The organism is Serratia sp. Ae19-1 (assembly GCF_059801225.1).
Genome location: NZ_JBCHWD010000014.1, coordinates 1 through 24315 on the forward strand (window position 1 = coordinate 1; position 24315 = coordinate 24315).

At 57.6% G+C, this 24315-nt stretch carries 24 protein-coding genes; 8 read left to right on the top strand and 16 right to left on the bottom strand.

Going from position 1 to position 24315, the window contains the following annotated elements; all coding sequences use genetic code 11:
* Positions 1 to 682 precede the first annotated feature (682 nt).
* Entirely contained in the window at positions 683 to 1444 is a 762-nt protein-coding gene (locus tag AAIE04_RS24320) for an aspartyl/asparaginyl beta-hydroxylase domain-containing protein (protein WP_498056233.1), read from the top strand.
* A 120-nt stretch (positions 1445 to 1564) separates the two neighbouring features.
* Here the strand turns inward: AAIE04_RS24320 and ycgN are convergent, their stop codons facing one another.
* The 4 genes from ycgN to AAIE04_RS24340 all read right to left on the bottom strand — a co-directional run bounded on the left by ycgN (position 1565) and on the right by AAIE04_RS24340 (position 4172).
* Complete coding sequence (gene ycgN / locus AAIE04_RS24325) at positions 1565 to 2011, bottom strand: cysteine cluster protein YcgN (RefSeq protein WP_025159803.1); 447 nt, start codon at positions 2009 to 2011, stop codon at positions 1565 to 1567.
* Between the two features lie 122 nt (positions 2012 to 2133).
* Entirely contained in the window at positions 2134 to 2790 is a 657-nt protein-coding gene (locus AAIE04_RS24330) for a fumarylacetoacetate hydrolase family protein (protein WP_025159804.1), read from the bottom strand.
* A gap of 58 nt (positions 2791 to 2848) precedes the next feature.
* Positions 2849 to 3871 carry a lytic murein transglycosylase gene (locus AAIE04_RS24335; protein ID WP_498577821.1) on the bottom strand — a complete coding sequence of 341 codons (1023 nt, stop codon included), beginning with the start codon at positions 3869 to 3871 and terminating at the stop codon, positions 2849 to 2851.
* A 28-nt stretch (positions 3872 to 3899) separates the two neighbouring features.
* The gene (locus AAIE04_RS24340) at positions 3900 to 4172 is read right to left on the bottom strand and encodes a YcgL domain-containing protein (RefSeq protein ID WP_019452788.1); all 273 of its coding nucleotides are present in this window, start codon (positions 4170 to 4172) and stop codon (positions 3900 to 3902) included.
* A 136-nt stretch (positions 4173 to 4308) separates the two neighbouring features.
* Between AAIE04_RS24340 and minC the strand changes: the two genes are divergently transcribed.
* The 3 genes from minC to minE are packed head-to-tail and all read left to right on the top strand — an operon-like array spanning position 4309 to position 6115.
* Positions 4309 to 5004, top strand: coding sequence for a septum site-determining protein MinC (gene minC / locus AAIE04_RS24345; RefSeq protein ID WP_019452789.1), 696 nt, complete (start codon positions 4309 to 4311; stop codon positions 5002 to 5004).
* Positions 5005 to 5029: 25 nt separating this feature from the next.
* Positions 5030 to 5842 (top strand): septum site-determining protein MinD, encoded by an 813-nt coding sequence (minD, locus tag AAIE04_RS24350; protein ID WP_004932300.1) that lies wholly within the window; start codon positions 5030 to 5032, stop codon positions 5840 to 5842.
* A 3-nt stretch (positions 5843 to 5845) separates the two neighbouring features.
* Positions 5846 to 6115, top strand: coding sequence for a cell division topological specificity factor MinE (minE, locus tag AAIE04_RS24355; protein WP_004932303.1), 270 nt, complete (start codon positions 5846 to 5848; stop codon positions 6113 to 6115).
* A 237-nt stretch (positions 6116 to 6352) separates the two neighbouring features.
* On the opposite strand, the gene rnd is transcribed toward minE, so the two are convergent.
* The 5 genes from rnd to yoaA form a co-directional block, all read right to left on the bottom strand.
* A complete protein-coding gene (gene rnd, locus AAIE04_RS24360) occupies positions 6353 to 7474 on the bottom strand; it encodes a ribonuclease D (RefSeq protein WP_154746331.1) in 1122 nt (373 codons plus the stop codon).
* An 81-nt stretch (positions 7475 to 7555) separates the two neighbouring features.
* Positions 7556 to 9244: a long-chain-fatty-acid--CoA ligase FadD gene (gene fadD / locus AAIE04_RS24365; protein ID WP_019452791.1), complete on the bottom strand. Its 1689-nt coding sequence runs from the start codon at positions 9242 to 9244 to the stop codon at positions 7556 to 7558.
* Between the two features lie 209 nt (positions 9245 to 9453).
* Positions 9454 to 10044, bottom strand: a complete 591-nt coding sequence (locus AAIE04_RS24370) for a Slp family lipoprotein (protein ID WP_498577822.1) — start codon at positions 10042 to 10044, stop codon at positions 9454 to 9456.
* A gap of 100 nt (positions 10045 to 10144) precedes the next feature.
* Positions 10145 to 10846, bottom strand: coding sequence for a tRNA (adenosine(37)-N6)-threonylcarbamoyltransferase complex dimerization subunit type 1 TsaB (gene tsaB, locus AAIE04_RS24375; protein ID WP_154746332.1), 702 nt, complete (start codon positions 10844 to 10846; stop codon positions 10145 to 10147).
* 79 nt (positions 10847 to 10925) lie between these two features.
* Entirely contained in the window at positions 10926 to 12842 is a 1917-nt protein-coding gene (gene yoaA / locus AAIE04_RS24380; RefSeq protein ID WP_063918479.1) for a DNA repair helicase YoaA, read from the bottom strand.
* A gap of 133 nt (positions 12843 to 12975) precedes the next feature.
* Between yoaA and AAIE04_RS24385 the strand changes: the two genes are divergently transcribed.
* Positions 12976 to 13320 carry a RidA family protein gene (locus AAIE04_RS24385; RefSeq protein WP_019452795.1) on the top strand — a complete coding sequence of 115 codons (345 nt, stop codon included), beginning with the start codon at positions 12976 to 12978 and terminating at the stop codon, positions 13318 to 13320.
* Between the two features lie 63 nt (positions 13321 to 13383).
* Here the strand turns inward: AAIE04_RS24385 and mdtI are convergent, their stop codons facing one another.
* The 4 genes from mdtI to zwf all read right to left on the bottom strand — a co-directional run bounded on the left by mdtI (position 13384) and on the right by zwf (position 16891).
* On the bottom strand, positions 13384 to 13713 hold the full coding sequence (gene mdtI, locus AAIE04_RS24390; RefSeq protein ID WP_019452796.1) for a multidrug/spermidine efflux SMR transporter subunit MdtI: 330 nt from the start codon (positions 13711 to 13713) through the stop codon (positions 13384 to 13386).
* Positions 13700 to 14068, bottom strand: coding sequence for a multidrug/spermidine efflux SMR transporter subunit MdtJ (gene mdtJ, locus AAIE04_RS24395; protein ID WP_019452797.1), 369 nt, complete (start codon positions 14066 to 14068; stop codon positions 13700 to 13702). The genes mdtI and mdtJ overlap by 14 nt, the downstream gene beginning before the upstream one ends.
* Before the next feature lie 552 nt (positions 14069 to 14620).
* Positions 14621 to 15262: a bifunctional 4-hydroxy-2-oxoglutarate aldolase/2-dehydro-3-deoxy-phosphogluconate aldolase gene (locus AAIE04_RS24400; RefSeq protein WP_498577823.1), complete on the bottom strand. Its 642-nt coding sequence runs from the start codon at positions 15260 to 15262 to the stop codon at positions 14621 to 14623.
* Between the two features lie 153 nt (positions 15263 to 15415).
* Positions 15416 to 16891, bottom strand: coding sequence for a glucose-6-phosphate dehydrogenase (gene zwf / locus AAIE04_RS24405; RefSeq protein ID WP_019452799.1), 1476 nt, complete (start codon positions 16889 to 16891; stop codon positions 15416 to 15418).
* Positions 16892 to 17340: 449 nt separating this feature from the next.
* Here zwf and AAIE04_RS24410 point away from each other — a divergent pair, with 449 nt between their 5' ends.
* From AAIE04_RS24410 to AAIE04_RS24420, 3 genes are all read left to right on the top strand, one after another.
* The gene (locus tag AAIE04_RS24410) at positions 17341 to 18213 is read left to right on the top strand and encodes a MurR/RpiR family transcriptional regulator (RefSeq protein WP_019452800.1); all 873 of its coding nucleotides are present in this window, start codon (positions 17341 to 17343) and stop codon (positions 18211 to 18213) included.
* Positions 18214 to 18402: 189 nt separating this feature from the next.
* Positions 18403 to 19845, top strand: a complete 1443-nt coding sequence (gene pyk, locus AAIE04_RS24415) for a pyruvate kinase (RefSeq protein ID WP_019452801.1) — start codon at positions 18403 to 18405, stop codon at positions 19843 to 19845.
* 85 nt (positions 19846 to 19930) lie between these two features.
* On the top strand, positions 19931 to 20812 hold the full coding sequence (locus AAIE04_RS24420) for a leucine-rich repeat domain-containing protein (protein WP_498577824.1): 882 nt from the start codon (positions 19931 to 19933) through the stop codon (positions 20810 to 20812).
* Positions 20813 to 20860: 48 nt separating this feature from the next.
* On the opposite strand, the gene lpxM is transcribed toward AAIE04_RS24420, so the two are convergent.
* From lpxM to znuA, 3 genes are all read right to left on the bottom strand, one after another.
* On the bottom strand, positions 20861 to 21829 hold the full coding sequence (gene lpxM, locus AAIE04_RS24425) for a lauroyl-Kdo(2)-lipid IV(A) myristoyltransferase (protein WP_019452803.1): 969 nt from the start codon (positions 21827 to 21829) through the stop codon (positions 20861 to 20863).
* A 149-nt stretch (positions 21830 to 21978) separates the two neighbouring features.
* Positions 21979 to 23301, bottom strand: a complete 1323-nt coding sequence (gene mepM / locus AAIE04_RS24430; protein ID WP_063918482.1) for a murein DD-endopeptidase MepM — start codon at positions 23299 to 23301, stop codon at positions 21979 to 21981.
* Between the two features lie 21 nt (positions 23302 to 23322).
* Positions 23323 to 24267 (bottom strand): zinc ABC transporter substrate-binding protein ZnuA, encoded by a 945-nt coding sequence (gene znuA, locus AAIE04_RS24435; RefSeq protein WP_498577831.1) that lies wholly within the window; start codon positions 24265 to 24267, stop codon positions 23323 to 23325.
* Between the last annotated feature and the right edge of the window lie 48 nt (positions 24268 to 24315).

Below are 24315 nucleotides of genomic sequence, written 5' to 3' on the forward strand. Positions count from 1 at the left end.
CCAAAAACGGCGCCTGAAGGCGCCGTTTTTTTTAGGGTATTGCTGTCAAATTCAGAGATAACCCCATTTCAGGTATGTGTGAGGAAATAAACGAGCACGATCAGCGCTCCAGCCACGGCAAACAGACGAACCATTTTCATTGTTATGCTCTCGAACTTGCGGGAGAGCGGCCAAATTACCCAACTTATCGCTTAAAAAGAAGCATCCTGGCTCGATTACGCGCGTAATTTACATAACATTAAACTTCTGTGATACCGGCAGGCAAAAACAGGCGATGTCGGCGCAATCCTCTCGGCTTTCAGGCGACAATAAATTACCGTTATTTATGAACGACTGCGCCTTTGTCACATTCAGAGCACAATATTTTGGTGAACTTTGCCCATAAAATCCTTATAGTATCGGCAAAGTGAGTACTACCGATTTCCCTGGTGTTGTTGTGTGTCTTGCCCCTCATCTATGTAGGGGCTTTTTTCCCCCTTCCCCCTGACTTGCAAAAATTCTCCCTTATCCCGCAATGCTGATAGCGCGCATCGAGTCTCGACTCACCGTTCGCGCACTAATGATTAAAATCGTTCCTGATTCTTTACCTATGCTGATGACGTTTGGATTTCCACACTTTTTCTCTAGTAAGCCGGGCCCAGTCTTTGGCTGACTACAGCAAATGATATCAAGGACACGATCTATGCCGGATACCGCATTGCCTCCCTCGTCTCAGCGCCCGTTCCTGCGTCGCCTGCTGCTTAAAGCAGGGAAAAGATTCCTGCGCTGGAACGGCGAGTTTCAGACTCGCCATTCGCTAATCTCCACCACGCCGCAGATCGGTAATCATGAATTTAATTGGGTGACGTCGCTGGAAGCCCGTTGGCCCGCCATTCGGGAGGAGTTGGATCGCCTGTTGGAGCATCCTGAAGATATTCCCGCATTCCACCAAATATCACCGGATCAGAAACGCATCTCCAAAGGGGATAACTGGAAAACCTTCGGGCTGTTTGTCTATGGGCAACGCGTTGATGAAAACTGCGCCATTTGCCCGCGTACCGCGCAAGCGGTCAGCGAGATCCCCGGCATGCGCACCGCCATGTTCTCTATCCTTAAGCCGCACTATCATATCGTGCCGCACAAAGGCCCGACGCGTGCCGTGGTACGCGCTCATCTGGGATTAATCGTGCCAAAGGATCGGGAAAAGCTGTGGATCCGCGTTGACGATCAAATCCTGCACTGGGATGAAGGCAAAGTGATTTTGTTTGACGACTCTTATGAGCACGAAGTGCGTAATGATACCGACGAGCTGCGCGCGGTGTTGTTTCTCGATATCGACCGGCCGATGGACAAGGTGGGTACGGCGGTGAATAAGCTGCTGTTCAGCCTGATCAAAGCCAGCCCTTATGTGAAACAACCGCTAAAAAACCTGGCGAACTGGCACCGGCGCGATAAAAAAGAGTGAAATGACGGCTTATGCCATGAGCCTCACGCCAGCGGGTTAGCTCAACAACGCAAAGGGGGAGTGCCCAACCACTCCGCCCTCTTGCATCGCGCCCCGCCTTGATCCGCAAGGGTTCCGATTTTACCTGGCCCAGTCCGGCTTGTTGAGGATATGGTCCTGCCAGTCCACCACTTCGCTCTCACGCACCGCGATATGCCGCACCGTGATGCGCTCACCGTGCATCGCCGCCTTGGAGCCGCTCAGCAACGGGTGCCAGGGGAACAGCGGTTTACCTTCGCCAATCAGACGGTAGGCGCAGGTAGGTGGCAGCCAATCGAAGGTGGTGAGGTTCTCGCGCGTCAGTTTGATGCAGTCTTCTTCCAGCTCGAAGCGCCGCTCGTAGTTGCGGCATTGGCAGGATTTGATGTTGAGCTGGTTGCAGGCTACGTTGGTAAAATAAATCTCGTCGGTATCTTCGTCGATCAGCTTATTCAAACAGCATTGCCCGCACCCGTCGCACAACGACTCCCACTCTTGTTCTGACATTTCCGCCAGCGTTTTCTGTTGCCAAAAAGCGAGTTGTGACATGTTAGCGTCCGGTTTAGGTAAAGGGAAAAGTCACCTGCGCACAGGTTCGAGGGGGGACTATATAGACATTTTAGCCGCGAGATGCAAGTTTTGCCGCCGACGATGCCGGCGGCGAGGAGAAATCAGATCACCCGGGTGCTGAGGGTTTTGCCGTTCAGGCTGATTTTCAGCATGTCGCCGGAAGCCATCGGGCCCACGCCCTGCGGCGTGCCGGTCAGAATGATGTCGCCGGCGCGCAGCGTGAAGAAACGGCTCATGTAGCTGATAAGCGGCAGGATCGGCGTGATCATGTCACGCGTATTGCCCTGCTGGCGCAGCTGGTCGTTAACGGTCAACGACAGCTCGGCGTTTTGCGGATCGCCGAACTCGGCTACCGGGATAAATCCCGACATCGGGCAGGAACCGTCGAAGGCCTTGGCCTTTTCCCACGGCTGACCGGCTTTTTTAAAGCCCGCCTGCAGATCGCGCAGCGTCAGATCGAGCGCCACGCCGTAACCGGCGATCGCCCGCGCCACGCGGTCTTCGTTGGCCTGTTTCAGCGGCGTGCCGATCAGCACCGCCAGCTCGACCTCATGGTGCACTGAACCGAACTCTTTAGGGATGGCCACCGGCTGGCGGATATCGCACAGCGCCGTTTCCGGTTTGATAAACACCACCGGCTCGACGGAAACCGCGCTGCCCATTTCCTTGATGTGATCGGCGTAGTTGCTGCCGACGCAAACCACCTTGTTCACCGGGAAATCGAGCAACGAACCCTGCCAGTCTCTATGTTGATACATACCGCTTCTCCCAAACTGTAGAGGCTTGGCGCGCCAAGCCGATTATTGGTGTGTCGAATCAATGTCCGATCGCGTCCGCCATCATACCCACGGCGATAGCGAAATAGTAAGAGCGATTCCAGTGCATCAGGGTGCGGAAATTATCATAGACCAGGAACGTCCGCCCCTGCAGATCGTCCGGCGCAATGATCCAGCCGCGCTGAACGGCGTGCGGCAACGCACTGCCATCCGCACGCCGCACGCCGCGTTGTTGCCAGGCGTTGACGCTGCGCGCCTGCGCGTCCTTCAGCCCCAGTTCGGCCCGGTTGAAACCGGCGGGCAGCTTGACCTCGCGCCCCCAACCGATGCCGGGCTGCCAGCCCTCTTTGGATAAATAGCTGGCGGTAGAGGCAAATACGTCATCGATGTTATTCCAGATATCGATGCGCCCGTCACCATCGCCATCCGCCGCATAGCGCGGGAAGGAACTCGGCATAAACTGGCATTGCCCCATCGCGCCGGCCCAGGACCCTTTCAGCGACGCATCGCCAACGTGTCCCTGCTCGATTATCTGCAGCGCCGCCAGCAGCTCCTGACTGAAAAAGGCCTCGCGGCGCCCTTCGAACGCCAGCGTCGCCAGCGCAGACACCACGTCTTCCCGCCCCTGAATCTTGCCATAGGCACTCTCCATGCCCCACAGCGCGATGATATAGCGCCCCGGCACCCGATAGCGCTCGCTGGCCCGCGACAATTGCGCATGGCGCTGCCGGTACAGTTCGCGCCCCTGGCGCACCTTGACGGGCGACATCACCCGCCGCAGGTAGTCGTCCAGGGTTACCTTCTGCTCCGGCTGATTGCGATCGGCCTTGATCACCCGATCGACGAAATGGATTTGCGCAAAAGCGCGGTCGAGCGTGCCCTGACTGATGCCCTGCTCCCTCGCCCGCCGCTTAAGCTGCTCGACATATGCCGGAAACTGCGCCGGATCGCGGCCGCTCGCCGCCAGCGTCGTCTCCTGCGCCGCGTGTGACGAGCCCGGTATCAGCGCACCGCCCAGCGCCAGCCAAACGGCCAGCGCGGTTGTTCTCACTGAACGTGTCATCGGGCCTCCCCTGGCCGCAGCGCCTGCCTCAGGACTTGTCGCCCGCCAGATGCTGGTTGAGCAGATTTTCAACCGGCGGCGGGAACTGCAGGTAATAGCCTTCGTCTTTCAGCGCCTGCTTCACCTTTTCGATATCCGCCGAAGCCAATTTCTTGCGTTCATCGAGCGAAAGCATCATGGCGAATTGCGGCACGCCGAAACTTTTCATCAGCTCTTCCGGCACACGAGAGAAATCGTCTTTTTTTTCGACATAAAGATAAGTTTGATCGCGTTTCGGGCTTCTATAGATCACACAAAGCATTTTTTTAACTCTATTTAATTGAGGGAGCGTCTTGCCTGGATATAACTCTGACTATAACATGCTTATAGTACATCGGAATATCGCACCCCGAGTGGTATTCCGGGGATTTAAAGTTGCTGAGACTGAGTCAGGATAGATGTCACAATCGCCAATTGAGCTAAAAGGCAGCAGTTTTACCCTATCGGTTGTTCATTTGCATAATTCGCAGCCCGAGGTAATACGTCAGGCGTTACAAGAAAAAGTTGAGCAAGCGCCCGCTTTTCTGAAAAACGCCCCTGTTGTTATCAACGTCGCAACGCTGGATGGCGATGCGAACTGGAAAGAACTTCAACAGGCTGTCGCGGCGGCAGGTCTGCGCGTTGTGGGTATCAGCGGTTGCAGAGATGAGCGACAAAAGCGCGCGATAGCCCGCGCCGGGCTACCGCTGCTGAGCGAAGGCAAAGGCCAGAAAATGGCGGCGCCGGAGCCTACCCCTGCGCCAGTGGCGGCGGATAACGCCCCCGCCAAAACGCGCATCATCAGCACGCCTGTCCGTTCCGGCCAACAGATTTACGCCCGCAACTGCGATCTTATCGTGACCAGCAGCGTCAGCGCCGGCGCCGAATTGATTGCCGACGGCAATATTCACGTCTATGGCATGATGCGCGGCCGCGCACTGGCAGGCGCGTCAGGCGACACGCAATGTCAGATTTTTTGCACCCACCTGGCGGCTGAGCTAGTCTCTATCGCAGGGCAGTACTGGTTGAGCGATCAAATCCCGTCCGATTACGTCGGGCAGGCCGTACGACTCAGCCTGTTGGATAACGCTTTAACCATACAACCTTTAAACTAAGCCCTTTTGACAAGGAATCCATTTCATGGCACGCATTATTGTTGTTACATCGGGTAAAGGGGGCGTTGGCAAGACCACTTCGAGCGCGGCCATCGCTACCGGCCTGGCCCAGAAAGGCAAGAAAACCGTGGTGATCGATTTCGATATCGGTCTGCGTAATCTTGACCTGATTATGGGCTGCGAACGTCGGGTAGTTTATGATTTCGTGAACGTGATTCAGGGCGACGCCACGCTGAATCAGGCGTTGATCAAAGACAAACGCACTGAAAACCTCTATATCCTGCCTGCTTCGCAGACGCGCGACAAAGACGCGCTGACCCGAGAAGGCGTTGAAAAGGTCCTCAACGATCTCGGTGAGATGGATTTTGACTTCGTAGTGTGCGACTCGCCGGCCGGTATCGAAACCGGTGCGCTGATGGCGCTGTACTTCGCCGACGAAGCTATCATCACCACCAACCCGGAAGTCTCGTCGGTACGTGACTCCGACCGTATTCTGGGGATCCTTTCTTCCAAGTCACGCCGTGCCGAGAAAGGCGAATCGCCTATCAAGGAACACCTGCTGCTGACCCGTTACAACCCGGGCCGCGTCAGCCGTGGCGACATGCTGAGCATGGAAGACGTGCTGGAGATCCTGCGCATTCCGCTGGTGGGTGTGATTCCGGAAGACCAGTCAGTGCTGCGCGCTTCCAACCAGGGTGAGCCTGTCATTCTGGATGCCGAGTCAGACGCCGGTAAGGCGTATGACGATACCGTTTGCCGCTTGTTGGGGGAAGAACGCCCATTCCGCTTCATTGAAGAAGAGAAGAAGGGTTTCCTGAAACGCCTTTTTGGGGGATAAACCATGGCCTTATTAGACTTCTTTCTGTCCCGCAAAAAACAGACAGCCAATATAGCCAAGGAACGGCTGCAGATTATCGTCGCAGAGCGTCGTCGCGGGGACAGTGAGCCCCCGTATCTGCCTGATCTGAAACGCGATATTCTGGCGGTTATTTGCAAATACATTCAGATCGATCCTGAAATGCTGCATGTGCAGTTCGAGCAGAAAGGGGACGATATTTCGGTACTTGAACTTAACGTGACATTACCGGAATCGGAAGAAGCAGCTAAATGATTGCGACGCATTAATTACCCCCTGTATATTTTATGCAGGGGGTAACTGTATGTGCATCCAGTTAATAAGCATCATCGGCAGCAAAAAAGCGATTTTTCCCTTTGGGACAATTCCCAATTAACTTTGCCGCCACCTCGTTTAAAGTAAATTCTGGCCAGATTTACCTTCAACGCATTATTTCCTGCCTATATTCACCCGAGCAGAGTTTCCTTACCCTGCCCTGGTGAGTGCCAGCGATTAATATTCTTTCAGGATCTCCTGCAACGGCGCCATTAATAAATCGCCACGCCAGCCACTGATTAATTCAGGGCGACTCTCGCCGTCCTTCAGTTTCCAATGCCAGTTCAGCAGTTGGTTAATTTGGCGACGGGACGCCAGCAGCTCGCTGCTCAACCCGCTTTGCTCGCTGACGGTGGCGATCGCCGCCTTGATGTCTTTAAACACCTTCTTGTAGCCCGGCTGATCGATAAGGTTGGCCAACGGCGCCGGCAGCTCGCCTTCGTCCAAGGCTTCGGCCTCGGCCACCAGCGCCAGCAGCGTTTTACCGTGATAACGGATCTCCGGCCCGCTCAGACCCAGCGAATCCAGTTCTCCCAGCGAAGAAGGCATATAGCGCGCCACCTGCCACAGGTTTTCCTCCCGCACCACGAAGTTCACCGCCAAATCGCGCTCGCGCGCCTGGCGCAACCGCCACTCCGCCAGCTTCTGCAGACAACCCAGCTGGCGCGGACGCAGCTGCCAGGCATTGCTGATTTCACGATAGGCCAATTCCGGCGCCAGCGTCTCGCTGCGGCGTTGGCACAACAGCAGGCACTCGTTATTGGCCGCCGCGGTCCAACCGGCCTCTTCGGTCTCCTGCACCAGCTGTTTGGCCATCGGCAGCAGATAGAACACGTCGGCCGCCGCGTATACGCACTGTCTTTCGGTCAGCGGGCGCGCCAGCCAGTCGGTGCGCGACTCGCTTTTGTCCAGCTCAACCTTCATGTACTCCGCCACCAGCGTCGCGAAACCGCAGGAGAGCGGCCGACCGGTAAAGGCCGCCAGGATCTGGGTATCGACCATCGGCGTCGGCAGCGTTTTAAAGGCGTTGAGAAACACTTCGAGATCTTCGCTGCCGGCATGCAGGAATTTCACCACGGCGGTATCGGCCAACAGGTCGACAAACGGCTGCCACTGCTTGATCGGCAAAGGATCGATAAGGGAGAGTTGTTCACCGTCGTAGAGCTGGATCAGGCCCAGCTGCGGATAGTAGGTGCGCGTTCTGACAAACTCGGTGTCCAGCGCTATCTGGGCATGCTTTCTCGCCTGCTCGCAGACCTGCTGCAATCCGGCATCGGTAGTGATCAACTGATAATTCAAAACATCATTCTCTTGTAGGATTCAAACACAACAACGCCGGCATTCACCGGCGTTGTCGATAGTCAGGCGCAAAGGCAAAACCTAGGCGGCATCGGCCGGCTTCGGCGTTTTTTGCTCCTCGCGCAGTTCTCGCCGCAATATCTTGCCGACGTTCGACTTCGGCAGCTCATCGCGGAACTCAACAATTTTAGGCACTTTATACCCGGTCAGGTGACGGCGGCAATGGGTCAACAGCTCTTCCTTGGTCAGCGAGGCGTCTTTCTTCACCACGCAGATCTTCACCGTTTCACCGGAAACCTCACTGGGCACGCCGATCGCCGCACATTCCAGCACTTTCGGGTGCTGGCTCACCACATCCTCGATCTCGTTCGGATAGACGTTGAAACCAGAGACCAGGATCATGTCTTTCTTGCGGTCGACGATGCGCACAAACCCCTGCTCGTCTACGGTAACCACATCGCCGGTCGCCAGCCAGCCGTCTTTCAGCACTTCGTCGGTGGCTTCCGGGCGCTGCCAATAGCCTAACATAACTTGCGGCCCTTTGACCCACAGTTCGCCCGGTTCACCCGGCGGCACATCCTGACCGTTGTCATCCACCAGTCGAATATCCGTCGACGGCACCGGCAGACCGATGCTGCCGCTGTAGTGTTTCAGATCGTAAGGGTTGCCGGCCACCAGCGGCGCGCACTCCGTCAGGCCGTAACCTTCCAGCAAATGCTTGCCGGTGGTTTTCTCCCATTTCTCGGCCACCGCCTTTTGCACCGACATACCGCCGCCAACCGAGAAGCGCAGCGTGGAGAAATCGAGCTTGTGGAAATCTTCGTTGTTCAGCAACGCATTGAACAGCGTATTCACCCCGCTCATGGCGGTGAACGGATATTTGCCCAGTTCTTTCACCAGCCCTGGAATGTCGCGTGGGTTGGTGATCAGCAAATTGCGCCCGCCCAGGTCGATAAACAGCAGGCAGTTCACCGTCAGCGCAAAAATGTGATACAGCGGCAACGCCGTCACCACCAGTTCCTGCCCTTCACGGAACAGCGGCGAATAGGCGGCTTTGGCCTGCTCGAGGTTGGCCTGCATGTTGCGGTGCGTCAGCATCGCGCCCTTCGCCACGCCGGTCGTGCCGCCGGTGTATTGCAGGAAGGCCAGATCGGCATTAATGATGTCCGGTTTTACATACTGCAGGCGGCGGCCGCGCTGCAGCGCGCTGCGGAATGAAATGGCATCCGGCAGGTTGTATTTCGGCACCAGACGCTTGACGTATTTGACCACGAAGTTGACCAGCGTGCCTTTGGCGGCCGAAAGCTGATCGCCCATGCGCGTCAGAATCACGTGCTTGACCTGGGTGTTGAACACCACTTTTTCCAGCGTATGGGCGAAGTTGGACACGATGACAATGGCGCTGGCGCCGCTGTCGTTTAGCTGGTGCTCCAGCTCGCGCGGGGTATACAGCGGGTTGACGTTGACCACCACCATACCGGCGCGCAGAATGCCAAACAAGGCGATGGGATATTGCAGCAGGTTAGGCATCATCAGCGCGACGCGGTCGCCCTTCTTGAGGCCCAGTTCATTTTGCAGGTAAGCCGCGAAAGCCCGGCTGCGTTCTTCCAGTTTGCGGAAGGTCATCACCTCACCCATATTGATAAAGGCGGGCTGATCGGCATAGCGCTGCACGGCATGCTCAAACATTTCGATCAACGACGAATAGCGATCGGCATCAATCTCTGCGGGCACATCTGCCGGATACCGTTTTAACCAGACCTTATCCAAGGTATTACTCCTGAAATCATTACTAATTATCATCGCAGCCCTCAAACTCGCAGCCTAACCATAACAATATTTTAACTCAGCAGACCAGTTCGGGTTTTAAACATTATTCAGGTTGCGATGTACGTCACTAATTGTCGGATATTCCTTATCCCAAAAAGCAAAAGGGCGGCCTGAGCCGCCCTGTCAAATTTGTTCACATCAAGCGTATGCTACTCGGTTACGATGGTTTGCACCTGTGCCGGGCCAGGGTTGTACCAGCCATAGCCAGCCCCCCAACCGGGTCCCCACGGACCACCGCGCCAGCCCCAGGGCCCCATCGGTGCCGGCGGCATCACCACCTGCTGCACCAGATGCCAGCGTTTGAAACCGGTGACGTTCATCGTCACGAAGCGATACGGCGTCATGCCGATCCGCCCCTCTTTCAGGCCGGTAATGGGGCCGACAACGGTCACCAGTTGGCCTTTGAAATCAACCGGCTCGAGGAAGCCGTTTACCGTGGCCAGCAAGCGGCCGCGCGAGGGTTCACCCAATATCGGCCGCGCACCGCTGTCGAGCGGCACTGCCGCGATCTCCAGCACCGTACGCCCCTGTTCGTTGGCGACGTTCACCACGGTGCCGCCGAAGCGGGCTTCCGCGCCGGTAAACAGGTTCGGTGCATTTTGTACCGAGGAAAGCTGAGTCACCGGCGAAGGGCTGGAGCCTTTGATCGCATCCGGTACGGTGACGCACCCGGTCAGAACCGGCGCGCCGCAGGCGATGGCCAGCAGCGACAGCTTTTTACTTGCAGTGCGGATTAACATGGTCGCAATCTCCTGAAATGCCTGTAACTTTGACCGCGTTTCATCGTTCAAGTTGCAGGCCTTCATCGCCCGGCATCAACAACAGCACAATACGCCGCGACTACTCACGGCCCGGCAGTTTTTTCCAGGTCACTTCATTGCGCAGGTAGGTCGGCTCGGCATTTTCCACCGCCACCGCCAGCCCCTGTTGCCAGGCGTGCAGCGCCAGCGGCAGCATGTCTTGCGCCTGCGGCAACAGCATCTGGCCGTCACGCACGCTCAGGGCGGAACCCTTGACCAGATCGGGATAGGTTTGCCAGCCGGTGCCGACGTGGGCCCATTCCCCCTGCAGGCGCTGCGCTCGCTCCAACGCCTGAACCGGCGACAGCACCGCCTCGCCTTCGCTTTCCAGCCAGCGGCCGTCAGCCTGACGCTCGAACTGCCCCCAGTAGACCTCGCCCATGCGCGCATCGATCGCCGCCAGCACGCGTTCAGCACCGCTGACGCGCCAGGCGCCCTGCGCCATGGTTTGCAGCGTGGAAACGCCAATCATCGGCAGCTCGGCGCCCAGCGCCAGGCCCTGAGCGATGCCGATGCCGATGCGCACCCCGGTAAAACTGCCGGGGCCGCGACCGAAGGCCAGCGCATCGAGCTGGTTGAGCGCCAGACCGGATTCCGCCAGCACCTGCTGCACCATAGGTAAAATACGTTGCGTATGCTCGCGTGGGCACAGCTCAAACAGGGCGTGGATTTCGCCTTGATTCCAGACGGCGACGGAACAGGCTTCCGTCGCGGTATCGATCGCTAAAATTCGCGTGGACATGCCAACCTCTGGCGGGAATAAAACTGGGTTTTTCATACAGGGCGCGCATTGTAGCACAGCCCCGTAAGCCCTTCATCTTTCACGTAGCCGACGTCTCGGCGGCCTGCAGGAAGGCGATGGCCTGCTTCAGATCGCGGGTGCGCGGCGTGGGCGGCAGGCTGTTGAGGAACACCTCGCCATAAGGACGCATCACCAGACGATTATCGCAAATCACCAGCACGCCGCGATCGTCGGTATCGCGGATCAAACGCCCAACGCCCTGCTTCAGGGTGATGACCGCATCCGGCAACTGCACGTCATTGAACGGATCGCCGCCGCGCAGGCGGCAATCTTCAATGCGTGCCTTCAGCAGCGGATCGTCCGGTGACGTGAACGGCAGCTTATCGATGATGACGCAAGACAGCGCATCACCGCGCACGTCCACCCCTTCCCAAAAACTGCTGGTCGCCACCAACAACGCGTTACCGGCGGCAACGAACTGCGCCAGCAACTGCCCTTTGCTGGTTTCCCCTTGCAATAATACCGGCAGCGTCATCGTGGCGCGGAACTCTTCCGCCAGCTCGCGCATCATCTGATGCGAGGTGCATAAGAAGAAGCAGCGGCCGTTGTTGGCTTCGATTAACGGCCGCAGCATGCGCGCCAGCTGGCGCGCTCCGCCCGGTTGATTCGGCGAAGGCAAAAAGCGTGGCACGCACAGCAACGCCTGTTTGGCATAGTCGAATGGGCTCGGCAGCAGCAACGTTTTAGCCTTGGTCAGCCCCAACCGTTCGGTGAAATGGCCCAACCGATCGTTGACCGACAGCGTGGCCGAGGTAAAGATCCAGCTGCCCGGCTTCTCGTCCAGCATTTCGCGGAACCGATCGGCCACCGTCAGCGGCGTCAGCGCCAACACGAAGTGGCGTGAATTGCATTCATACCAATAGCTGTAGCCCGGCTCCGTCACCGCCTTCAGCCGTTTGAGGCGCGCGCGATACAGCGTGGCGCGCTCAAAAGCGGCATCCAGCAGCGCCGAACGCCCCAGCGACAGTTTCATGACGTCATAACACAGCTCCAGCGCGTCATCGAGCAACAACAGAGCGCGCTGCACGTTCGGTTCGCCCAGCACGTCGCGCAGATTGCCGCGAAAGCCCGGCTCCCCCAGATTCAGGCGGAAATCTTGCGTACTCAGGCTGAGACGGTCGGCGCTTTTTTGCAGTTGGGCGGCGTCGCGCACCTCGGTGCGGTAGGCGATGGTGATGTCCTTCGCCAGATCCAGCAACTGGCGGCTGGTAAGCTGTTGGCCGAAATACTGGCTGGCGATGTCGGGAATTTGGTGCGCTTCATCGAAAATCATCACCTCGGCTTCCGGGATCAGCTCGGCGAAACCGCCCTCTTTCACCACCATATCCGCCAGGAACAGGTGATGGTTCACCACCACCACATCCGCATCCATCGCGCGGCGGCGCGCCTTGACCACGAAGCAATCCTGATACAGCGGGCAGTCGCTGCCCAGACAGTTGTCATTGGTGCTGGTTACCAACGGCCAGACGAAGCTGTCTTCCGCCACTTCGCTGCAGGTGCTGATATCGCCCTCTTTGGTCTGCGACGACCACTTGCGCAGCTGCACCAGGTCGATCAGCGTCTGGCCCGCCAGCTCGCCGCCAGCCATCGACTGCTGCTCCAGTCGCTCCAGGCACAGGTAGTTGGAACGCCCCTTGAGCAGCGCCAGCTTGCCTTTGTACTTCAGCGCCTTGGCGACGGTGGGCAGATCGCGCGCATACAGCTGATCCTGCAACGCTTTCGAACCGGTAGAGATGATCACTTTGCGATCGGCGCGCAATGCCGGCGCCAGATAAGCGAAAGTCTTGCCGGTGCCGGTGCCGGCTTCCACCACCAGTTCCTGCTTGAAATTGATCGCCTCGGTGACGGCTTGCGCCATCTGCCGCTGCGGCTCACGCGGTTTGAATCCCTTGATAGCCTGCGCCAATGCGCCGTCTGTTGCAAAATCGTCTGTCACGCTGTCTCTCTGCCGGTGTCATTCAGCGGTGATTATGCCAAGCCTGCCGCCCGGCTACCACCCACTTTATCGCCGCGCTTTTTCATCACCGGCTGTGCTACCCTTAGCGGGACGATGATATGGAGATAAGCAAATGAATATTGAAAGAATTGATCCCGATAAGCGCTGGTCCGAAGCCGTGGTGCACAACGAGACCGTTTACTACACCAGCGTGCCGGAGAACCTGGACGATGACGCGACCGCGCAGACCGCCAACGCCCTTGCCGCCATTGACGTGCTGCTGGCGCGCGTAGGTTCGGATAAGAGCCGTATTCTTGACGCCACCATTTTCTTGGCCAACACCGCCGACTTCGCTGCGATGAACGCCGCCTGGGACGCCTGGGTGGTCGCCGGCAGCGCGCCGGTGCGCTGCACCGTGCAGGCGCAGCTGATGAATCCGAAGTACAAGGTGGAAATCAAAATCATCGCCGCGCTGTAAGCCTGAGCACAGACGAAAAAAAACCGCAGGCGGCTATGCCTGCGGTTTTTTTATTGCCCGCTATCAGGACAGTTTGAGGATCACCATCCCCGCCAGCAACAGCGCCAGGCCGACCCAGCCTTTGGCGTTTAACCGCTGACCGAACATGATCCAGCCCGCAGCGATAGTGGCGGCGATACCGAAACCGCCCCACAGCGCATAAGCGATCGACAGATCGATGCCCTTTACCGCCTGCGCCAGCGCGCTGAACGCGCCGAGTACCGACAGCAGCGACAACAGCCCCAACCAAATTTTACGGAAGCCGTCCGACATCTTCAGGAAGATGTTGGCGACGATTTCCAACACGATCGCCAGACCCAGGAACCCGATGTGGTACAACTCAAACTGTTGCATGGTTGTCACCTCGCGGGCTGACCTGTTTTCGCTCTTTGCGGGTGCCGGATTTCACCAACATGATGCCGGCGATCAGCGTCGCCAGACCCAGCACCTTCAGCACAGAGATTGGCTCGTCGAACCACAGCACGCTGAACAGGGTGATGAACAGAATGCCGATCCCTTCCCACAGCGCATAGGCCACGCCCAGCGCTACGCGTTTTACCGCGACAGACAGCAACACGTAAGACGCGGTAATCATCACATACATCACGATATGCCCGCTCATGCCGCCATTGACGCTGGCGTATTTCATCGACAAGGTGCCGATGATTTCGGTCATGATGGCCAAACCTAAAAAGATCCAATAAATCATAATTTTTCTCCCAAACGGCGAATAACGCGCGCCAAGGCATATTTATCCCGATTTATCTCGTCAAACGGCCGCCGTGCGGCGCGCAAGACGCAGAGATCCCTGGGGATAAACTGACCCAAACGCAAAAAGAATGTTTGCCCGGCTGAACGATAGCGTGAAGGCGTAAGCCCGCTACCTGCACCGGTTAAGGGAGAAAGACGCTATAGCTCGCTGCACCAGTGATGCTCACTGGCAAGAATCGCAGACAGGAAGAGTTGGCAAGTAGAGGTTCTGAGGGTAGTTCCGTTAATAGTCATCATAATAGTTCTCTATTATCAGCCGCACACCGTGCGATTTGCCCAATATCCTCATAAAAGTAAAATTTTCAACTGAGATATTTTTACCACAGCCAAAATAAGAAAGCAAACTGCCGTTTTCATAAAAAAGCAGAAAAAAACGGGTTAAAAATAATAAAGTTAATTGCAATGAAAATTAAAAAAGGCCCAACGGAGCGTTGAGCCTTGTGATAATCCAGGATGTGCAAATAAGCGCCAACCTCAGGCGCGGCGCGGGTTACGACGCGGCGCCGCTGACGGCGTTGCGCGCCAGTTCGGTGATGCGCGCGTAGTCGCCGCTGTCGAGCGCGTCCGCCGGCACCAGCCAGGAGCCGCCGATGCAGAACACGCTTTTCAGCGCCAGATAATCGCGATAATTGTTCGGCGTAATGCCGCCGGTCGGGCAGAAACGCACCTGCGGGAACGGACCGCCGATCGCCTGCAGCGCCTTCACACCGCCGTTGGCTTCCGCCGGGAAGAATTTGAACTCGCGCAGGCCGTAATCCATCCCCTGCATCAGTTCAGAAACGGTGCTGATGCCCGGAATAAGCGGGATCGTCCCCGCCGTCGCCGCCTGCAGCAAGGCTTCGGTCAACCCCGGGCTGATGGCGAACTGCGCCCCCGCCTCGGTCACCTCCCGCAGCTGCTGCGGATTGATCACCGTACCGGCGCCGATAATCGCCTCCGGTACCTCTTTAGCGATAGCGCGAATCGCCTCCAGCGCACAGGCGGTGCGCAGCGTCACCTCCAGCACCCGCACGCCCCCGGCAACCAGCGCTTTCGCCAGCGGAACCGCCTGTTCCAGCTTGTTGATCACGATAACCGGCACCACCGGTCCCGCCGTCAGGATCTGTTCGGCGCTGGTTTTCCAGTTTTTCATCGTTATTTCTCCATTACTCGCGGTTAACAATGGCACGCCCCTGCCACAGGGTTCCGCGCAAACGCGCGGACGCCAGCCGTACCGTAAGTGATGTGGCCCACGCGCAGATCGCAGGCAAAAAAAAGCCGGCAGACAGGCTGCCGGCATTGCGCATTACTCGAACTCGTTCCAGGAACGGCCGTCGCGGGTGATCATCGCCACCGAGGCCACCGGCCCCCAGGTGCCCGCCTGATAAGGCTTAGGCGCTTCGTTGTCGGCTTTCCACGCGTCCATGATGGAGTCGACCCACTTCCAGGCCTCTTCCACTTCATCACGGCGCACGAACAGCGCCTGGATGCCGCGCATGGTCTCCAGCAACAGGCGCTCATAGGCGTCCGCCACGTGCTCCTGGTTGAAGGTTTCCGAGAAGCTCAGATCCAGCTTGGTGGTCTGCAAGCGGTGCTTGTGATCCAGCCCCGGCACCTTGTTCAGCACCTGAATTTCGATGCCTTCGTCCGGTTGCAGACGGATGGTCAGCTTGTTCTGCGGCAGCTGCTGATACGAGTCGCTGAACAGGTTAAGCGGCGGGTTTTTGAAGTACACCACCACTTCCGAACATTTGGTCGGCAGACGTTTACCGGTGCGCAGGTAGAACGGCACCCCGGCCCACTGCCAGTTGTCGATATCCACGCGGATGGAGACGAAGGTTTCGGTGCTACTGCTCTTGTTCGCCCCCTCTTCTTCCAGATAACCCGGCACTTTCTTGCCCTGGACGAAGCCGGCGGTGTACTGACCGCGCACGGTGGTTTCCCGGACATTGGTCTGATCGATGCGGCGCAGCGAACGCAGTACCTTGACCTTCTCGTCGCGGATGCGGTCGGTGGTCAGATCCGCCGGCGGCGACATGGCGATCATGGTCAGGATCTGCAGCAGGTGGTTCTGGATCATGTCGCGCATCTGGCCGGCCTGGTCGAAGTAACCCCAGCGCCCTTCGATGCCCACCTCTTCCGCTACGGTGATCTGCACCGAGTCGATGGTGCGGTTATCCCAGTTGGACGCGAACAGCGAGTTGGCGAAGCGCAGCGCCAACAGGTTCAACACCGTCTCTTTACCGAGATAGTGATCGATACGGTAAACCTGGGACTCATTGAAGTACTCAGCCACCTGATCGTTGATCACGCGGGAGGACGCCAGATCGGTGCCCAGCGGTTTCTCCATCACCACACGCGCCGGCTCGTGGTTCAGCTTGGCTTCGCCCAACCCTTTGCAGATGGCGCCGAAGGTGCTTGGCGGCATAGCGAAGTAGTTGATGGTGGTGCGGTGCTTCTGATCCAGCATTTTACCCAGTTTGGTAAAGTTCTTGCTGTCGTTGACGTCCAGGTTGCAGAAGTCCAGGCGCGCGCTCAGCGTGGCCCAGAGTTCGTCATCCAGTTTTTCCTTCATGAAGGTGCCAAGCGCTTCCTTGACCACTTCGGTATAAGCTTTTTTATCCCACTCCGCGCGGCCGACGCCGATGATCCGCGTATCCGGGTGGATGTGTCCGGCTTTCTCTAACTGGTACAGGGAAGGCAGCAGTTTACGGCGCGCCAAATCACCTTTCGCGCCGAAAATAACCAGGTCACACGCCTGGGCTGTAGAGGTTACCGCCATGTTCATCTCCTCGTTGCAGGATATTTGTAATTTTCTTACATTACTAATGTACTCTGTTTGACTACGGCCAGCAAACCCGGTGCAAAAGCAGAAAAAAAGCCCCAAAGATTCCAGTGGTGAACGCCACTGCGCGGCAGAGCCGTTGCAGGTGGACAAAACTGTAATTTTTCGTCTTTTTTGACGCTCTGTTACCATTATGAAAGTTAGACACAGGTCATATTCTGGTGAAAAAAGCCTGCATACGCCCTGTCGAGACTGCCAACGGTTACCAGCACGTAGTATATTTTCACTAAACCGGCATTGATTTCTCCTTTATTTGAAATCGACATACCCTATCGATTTCAGGTTACAGCCGCTCGTTTGGCGTCTGCTTGCACGGCGTACACGGACGAAATTCGACGCTGTCGCTTGAAAGCCACAGGGATAAAACCATGAGTGACTCTCGTTATATGAATACGCTGGACAAAATCCAGAGCCATCTGGAACTCCTGAGCAAATCTGAAAGGAAAGTCGCCGAGGTGATCCTGGCCTCCCCGCAGACCGCCATTCACTCCAGCATCGCTACGCTGGCGCGCATGGCCGACGTCAGCGAACCCACCGTCAACCGTTTTTGCCGCCGCCTTGATACTAAAGGCTTTCCCGACTTCAAACTGCATCTCGCCCAGAGCCTGGCCAACGGCACGCCTTACGTAAACCGTAACGTCGAGGAAGATGACAGCGTCGATGCCTATACCAGCAAGATCTTCGAGTCGGTGATGGCCAGCCTGGATACAGTAAAGGCAAATTTGGATATTGCCGCAATCAATCGTGCGGTTGACCTGCTCACCCAGGCAAAAAAGATCTCTTTCTTCGGCCTGGGCGCCTCTGCGGCGGTGGCGCACGACGCGATGAACAAATTTTTCCGCTTCAACATCCCGGTGGTCTACTTCGATGACATCGTCATGCAGCGCATGAGCTGCATGAACTCCGGCGAAGGCGACGTGGTGGTGTTGATCTCGCACACCGGTCGCACCAAGAATCTGGTGGAGATGGCCCAATTGGCGCGCGAAAACGACGCCACGGTGCTGGCCATCACCTCGCGCGATACCCCGCTCGCTCAGGCGGCGACCCTCGCTTTACTGCTCGACGTGCCCGAGGACACCGACGTTTATATGCCGATGGTGTCGCGGATCGCGCAATTAACGCTCATTGACGTGCTCGCCACCGGATTTACCTTGCGCAGAGGGGCTAAATTCAGAGATAACTTGAAGCGGGTCAAAGAAGCGCTCAAAGAATCGCGCTTTGATAAAGGCGTGGTCATTCCCAACAGTTTTGACTCGTAACCTTACGAAGAAAAAATCGCCGTTCAACAGACATTTGAATGGCGGCATCAGAGGCTGTACCCTGTTAACACGCTCATGCGGGTAACCCGGGTGAAATATCAGTGTTGTAAAATTACATTTCACGCCTGGTTTCGTTATCCGACGTTATCGCAACACCAATATTTGCTTCACCAGTCAACGGAGTAATACATGTCCAGACGGCTCAGAAGAACCAAAATCGTTACCACCCTGGGTCCGGCTACAGACCGCGACAATAATCTGGAAAAGATCATTGCCGCCGGCGCCAACGTAGTTCGGCTCAACTTCTCCCATGGCAGCCCGGAAGATCACCAGGCTCGCGCTGACAAAGTGCGCGAAATCGCTGCCAAACTGGGGCGTCACGTCGCTATCCTCGGCGACCTGCAAGGGCCAAAAATCCGCGTATCCACCTTTAAGGAAGGCAAGATTTTCCTCAACGTGGGCGATAAATTCCTGCTGGACGCCAACCTGTCCAAAGGCGAAGGCGACAAAGAAAAAGTCGGTATCGACTATAAAGGCCTGCCTGCCGACGTGGTGCCGGGCGACGTCCTGCTGCTCGACGACGGCCGCGTTCAGCTGAAAGTGCTCGAAGTTCAGGGCATGAAAGTATTTACCGAAGTGACCGTTGGCGGCCCGCTGTCCAACAACAAGGGCATCAATAAACTCGGCGGTGGCCTGTCGGCCGAAGCGCTGACCGAAAAAGACAAGGCGGACATCGTTACCGCCGCCAAGATCGGCGTCGACTACCTGGCGGTTTCCTTCCCGCGCACCGGCGAAGACCTGAACTACGCCCGCCGTCTGGCGCGCGACGCAGGCTGCAACGCCAAGATCGTATCCAAGGTTGAGCGCGCCGAAGCGGTGTGCAGCGACGAAGCGATGGACGACATCATTCTGGCCTCCGACGTGGTGATGGTCGCCCGTGGCGATCTGGGCGTCGAAATCGGCGATCCGGAACTGGTCGGCATTCAGAAGAAACTGATCCGCCGCGCCCGCACCCTGAACCGCGCGGTGATCACCGCGACCCAGATGATGGAGTCGATGATCACCAACCCGATGCCGACCCGCGCCGAGGTCATGGACGTGGCCAACGCCGTGCTGGACGGCACCGATGCCGTCATGCTGTCGGCGGAAACCGCTGCCGGCCAATACCCGGCGGAAACCGTCGCGGCAATGGCGCGCGTTTGTCTCGGCGCCGAGAAGATCCCGAGCATCAACGTTTCCAAACACCGTCTGGACGTGCAGTTCGACAACATCGAAGAGGCGATCGCCATGTCTTCGATGTATGCGGCCAACCACCTGAAAGGCGTCACCGCGCTGATCGCCATGACCGAATCCGGCCGCACCGCGCTGATGATGTCACGCATCAGCTCCGGCCTGCCGATCTTCGCCATGTCCCGTCATGAACACACGCTGAACCTGACTGCACTTTATCGCGGCGTAACGCCGGTGTACTTCGACAGCCACAAAGACGGCGTGATCGCCGCCAACGAAGCTGTCAATCGCCTGCGCGACAAAGGCTTCCTGGTTTCCGGCGACCTGGTGATCGTCACCCAGGGCGACGTGATGGAAACCGTCGGCACCACCAATACCAGCCGTATCCTGCGCGTCGAGTAATCCACGCCGCAGACGAAATGCCGGCCGTCCCACGATGGCCGGCATTTTTTTTGCCCTGACATCGCCATAAACGACGGAGAACGCCATGCTCCACCAACACAATCCCGCCTCGACCGGTGATGCGCTCGATCTCGATGGGCGCGGCCTGACGCAGCTCGACGAATCGCAGCTAACCGGCTATGCACTGCGCAAAATCAGCCTGTACGACAATCAGCTGACGGCCTTCCCCGCCTCTATCTTGCAACACCGCAACCTGCAGGTGCTGAACATCTCCTGCAATCAGATCGGCCACCTGCCGCCGGAGATTGGCCAGTTACAACAGCTCGAGATGTTCGACTTTGGCCACAATCGCGCCAGCGAGCTCCCCGAGGCGCTGGGCCAACTGCATCGATTGAAATACCTCTATTTGAGCGATAACGGCTTTTGCTGTCTACCGCACTCGCTGGCGCAGCTGCAACAGCTGGTCTATCTCAACGCGACCGACAACCATCTGACCGCGTTGCCACAGGCGATACCGAGGCTTGCGGCATTGCAGGAGCTGCGTTTATACAACAATCGCATCCGCAGCCTGCGAGCCGAAATCGGGCAACTGCGCGCGCTGCGCGAACTGCATATCATGAAAAATGCCCTGACCACGCTGCCGGCGGAGATCGCCCTGCTCAGCGAGCTGGAGGTTCTCGATGCGACGAACAACGCCATCGCCGCGCTGCCGGAAGCCTTCTGCCGCCTGCCGCGATTGAGCGAGCTGAGCCTGCGTTTCAATCAGCTGACGCAGCTGCCGGATAATATCGGTGAGCTGACGGCGCTGAGAAGCCTGGATCTGCGGGCCAATCGCCTGAGCGACCTGCCGGAAAGCCTTGGCGAACTGAGCCGGCTGCGCAAGCTGGACCTACGTTGGAACGATTTCACCCACACGCCGAAAGTCGTCGACATCCTGCGGGCGCGCGGCTGTATGGTGCACATTTGAAGAGACGCCGGTCGGGTGAGACCCGGCCGGCGTTAGCGACAGAAGGAATTAACGGTACAGATCATCGCGCGAGTAAGGTTCAATCTCCCCTTCCTTACGCGTTTTCAGCAGTTTGAGGATCCAGGTGTACTGCTCCGGGTTCGGGCCCACCAGATTTTCCACCTCTTCGTTCATGCGGCGAGCAATGCGCGGATCGTCGGCTTCGGCCAGGTCATCCATCGGCTCGCGAATATAGATATCCAGCATGCTGGTTTTGCCGTCGTACACCGGGAACAAAGGCACGATAGCCGCACGACACACCTTCATCAGCCGCCCCACCGCCGGCAGCGTCGCCTTATAGGTCGCGAAGAAATCGACGAACTCGCTGTGCTCCGCGCCATGATCCTGATCGGGCAGGTAATAGCCCCAATAACCCTGCCGCACCGAACTGATAAAGGGTTTGATGCCGTCGTTGCGCGCGTGCATACGGCCGCCGAATTTGCGGCGCACGGCGTTCCATAGGTAGTCGATCAGCTGATTACGCTGATTGTGGAACATCGCCGCCATCGGTTGGCCGCGCGCGGCCATCAACATCGCCGGCACATCCACCGCCCAGCCGTGCGGCACCAGGAAGATCACGTTGCGCCCTTCCGCCCGGATCCTGTCCAACACTTCTTCGCCGTGCCAGCGCACGCGCTTGAGCACTTTCTCCGGCTTGGTGCAGGCCAGTTCCGCCATCAGCACCATCGACTGCGGCGCGCAGGCGAACATCTGGTCGATGATGTGTTCGCGTTCGCTTTCCGGCAGCTCCGGCAAGCAATAAAGCAAGTTGATGCGGGCGCGGCGGCGCGCCCCCTTCGCCAGCTTACCGGCCAGTTTGCCGACCGCGCCCAGCACCGGATCGCGCAGGCGCGCAGGCACCAGCGAAATGCCGGCCATCAGACCGGTTCCCAACCACACGCCCCAGTAGCGTGGAGATAAAAAGGCTTTCTGAAACTGCGGGATGAACTCTACGTTCGATTTCTTCTCGTTTTGCATGCACATGCTCTTGGCTTAGCGATTCGGCTAATCATAATTGCCATCACCGATTTTGCAATTAACAACCGCGAACCACCCAGATAAAACAGCATCGGCCCGCAATCAGGCCGATGAAATTAGCGGCGCCGAAGCGCCGGAAAAGGGGGACGTTAATCCAGCTGCAGTTGAGGAACGACTTCCTTCACCTGCGCCAGATAATCGCTGCGGTCTTTGCCGCTCAGCCCTTCGGAACGAGGCAGCTTGGCCGTCAGCGGGTTCACCGCCTGCTGGCCGGTCCACAGTTCAAAGTGCAGGTGCGGCCCGGTGGAGCGCCCGGTGTTGCCGGAAAGCGCAATGCGATCGCCGCGTTTCACTTTCTGGCCGGGTTTCACCAGCAACTTTTTCAGATGCATATAGCGCGTAGTGTACTGGCGGCCGTGGCGGATCGCCACATAGTTGCCCGCCGCGCCGCTGCGCTTGGCGATCACCACTTCACCGTCGCCGACCGCCAGCACTGGCGTGCCGACCGGCATGGCGAAATCGACGCCCTTATGCGGCGCCACGCGCCCGGTCACCGGGTTCACGCGGCGCGGGTTGAAGTTGGAGGAGATGCGGAACTGTTTCATGGTCGGGAAACGCATGAAGCCGCGCGCCAGGCCAGAGCCCTGGCGATCGTAGAATTTGCCGTCTTCGGCGCGGATCGCATAGTAATCCTTGCCGCCGGTGCGCATACGCACGCCCAACAGCTGACTTTGCGATTTCTTGCCGTCGAAATGTTCACGCGACATCAGCACGGAGAATTGGTCGCCTTTGCGCAGCTTGCGGAAATCGAGCTGCCACTGCAGCGCCTTGATCACCGCATTGATTTCGTTACGATTCAACCCAGCATCACCGGCGCTACTGACGAAGCTGCCGTTGACCCGGCCGCTGATCACGTTGTTGCGCCATTCGCCCTGCTGCGCCTCTTTCGATTCTTTGAAGCTGTTGCCGACGCGGTCATAGGTGCGGGTTTCACGGCGAGAAACCTCCCAGGTCAGCTGTTGCAGGTCGCCCGCGTCGTTCACGGTCCACGACAGTTGCTGGCCGATCTTCAGGTTACGCAGATCGCGGTTTTGCGAAGCCAACAGAGTGACATCCGACATGTCGATGCCATATTGCGTCAGAATGCTACCGAGGGTGTCGCCGGTAGAAACCACATATTCATGCACGCCGTCATCGCCGGCATCCTTCTGATCCAGTTCATCCTGCGGGATTTCGTCATCGGGGGTGGGTTGGTCGGCATCGATCGGCTCACTGGCTTCGGGAAGCAATGACCGCAACTGGCTGGATTCTAACTCGACGTTCTTGGCGATGGGATTATGTTCTGGGTGATAAACAAAAGGCCGCCAAACAGCGACGGCCAATGTGACGACTGTCAGCGACCCCAGCATGACGCGGTGGGGCCGTGGCAGGTTGTTATACGCCAGAGCGATAGTTCGGACTATCTGCTGCACTCGATATTATCCTCATAAGCTTTACTTCAGGCAGCTCACGTACTGGTTTGACAGCGCTGTCAGGAATTTCCCGTAGCTGTCCTTCCCCAGCGCGATGCCGATGCCCAGCGGGTCCAGCGTTCCTGAACGCACTTTGGTACCCTTGGCGACGGCATTGATTACGGCCGGCCTGAATTGTGGCTCAGCAAAAACGCATACCGCTTTCTGCTCAACCAACTGTGTTCGAATTTGGTGTAGGCGCTGTGCTCCAGGCTGAATTTCGGGATTGACGGTGAAATGGCCCAGCGGACTCAAACCGTAGTGTTTCTCAAAGTAGCCGTAAGCATCATGAAAAACAAAATAACCCTTACCTTGCACAGGCGTAAGCATGTTACCAACATTTTTGTCAGTTTGCGTCAGTAGATTCTCGAACTGGCGCAGGTTTGCGTCTAATTTGTCCTTATTTTGCGGCATAAGTTCCAATAATCTGTCGTGAATCGCGATCGCCGTCACTTTTGCCACCTCCGGCGACAACCAAACGTGCATATTGTACTCGCCGTGATGATGCCCGTGATCGTCATCGGCATGATTATGCGCTTCACCTGCATGATCATGATCGTCGTCATCTTCGCCTTTCATCAGCAGCGGTTTCACCGCCGGCAGTTCGCTGATGGCCAGTTTGCGGTCTGCCGAAATCGGCACCAGCGCCTTGGTCAGGAACGCTTCCATATCCGGCCCGACCCACAGCACCAGGTCTGCGGAGCGCAGGCGCTGAATATCGGAGGGACGCAGCGCGAAATCGTGCGGCGAAGCGCCATCCGGCAGCAGCACCTCGGTCGGCGTCACGCCGTCGGCGATCGCCGATGCGATAAAGCCTAACGGACGAATCGAGGTCACCACCGCAGCGGAAGCGCTGCTCAGCGGGCAGGCCATCAACAGTGCGCTGGCCAGCAGCGTGCGCTGCAGCCATTTATTTTTCTGTGCCATCATCAGTAATCCCATCGTTTTCATCAACAAGGCGTGATATTATAACAT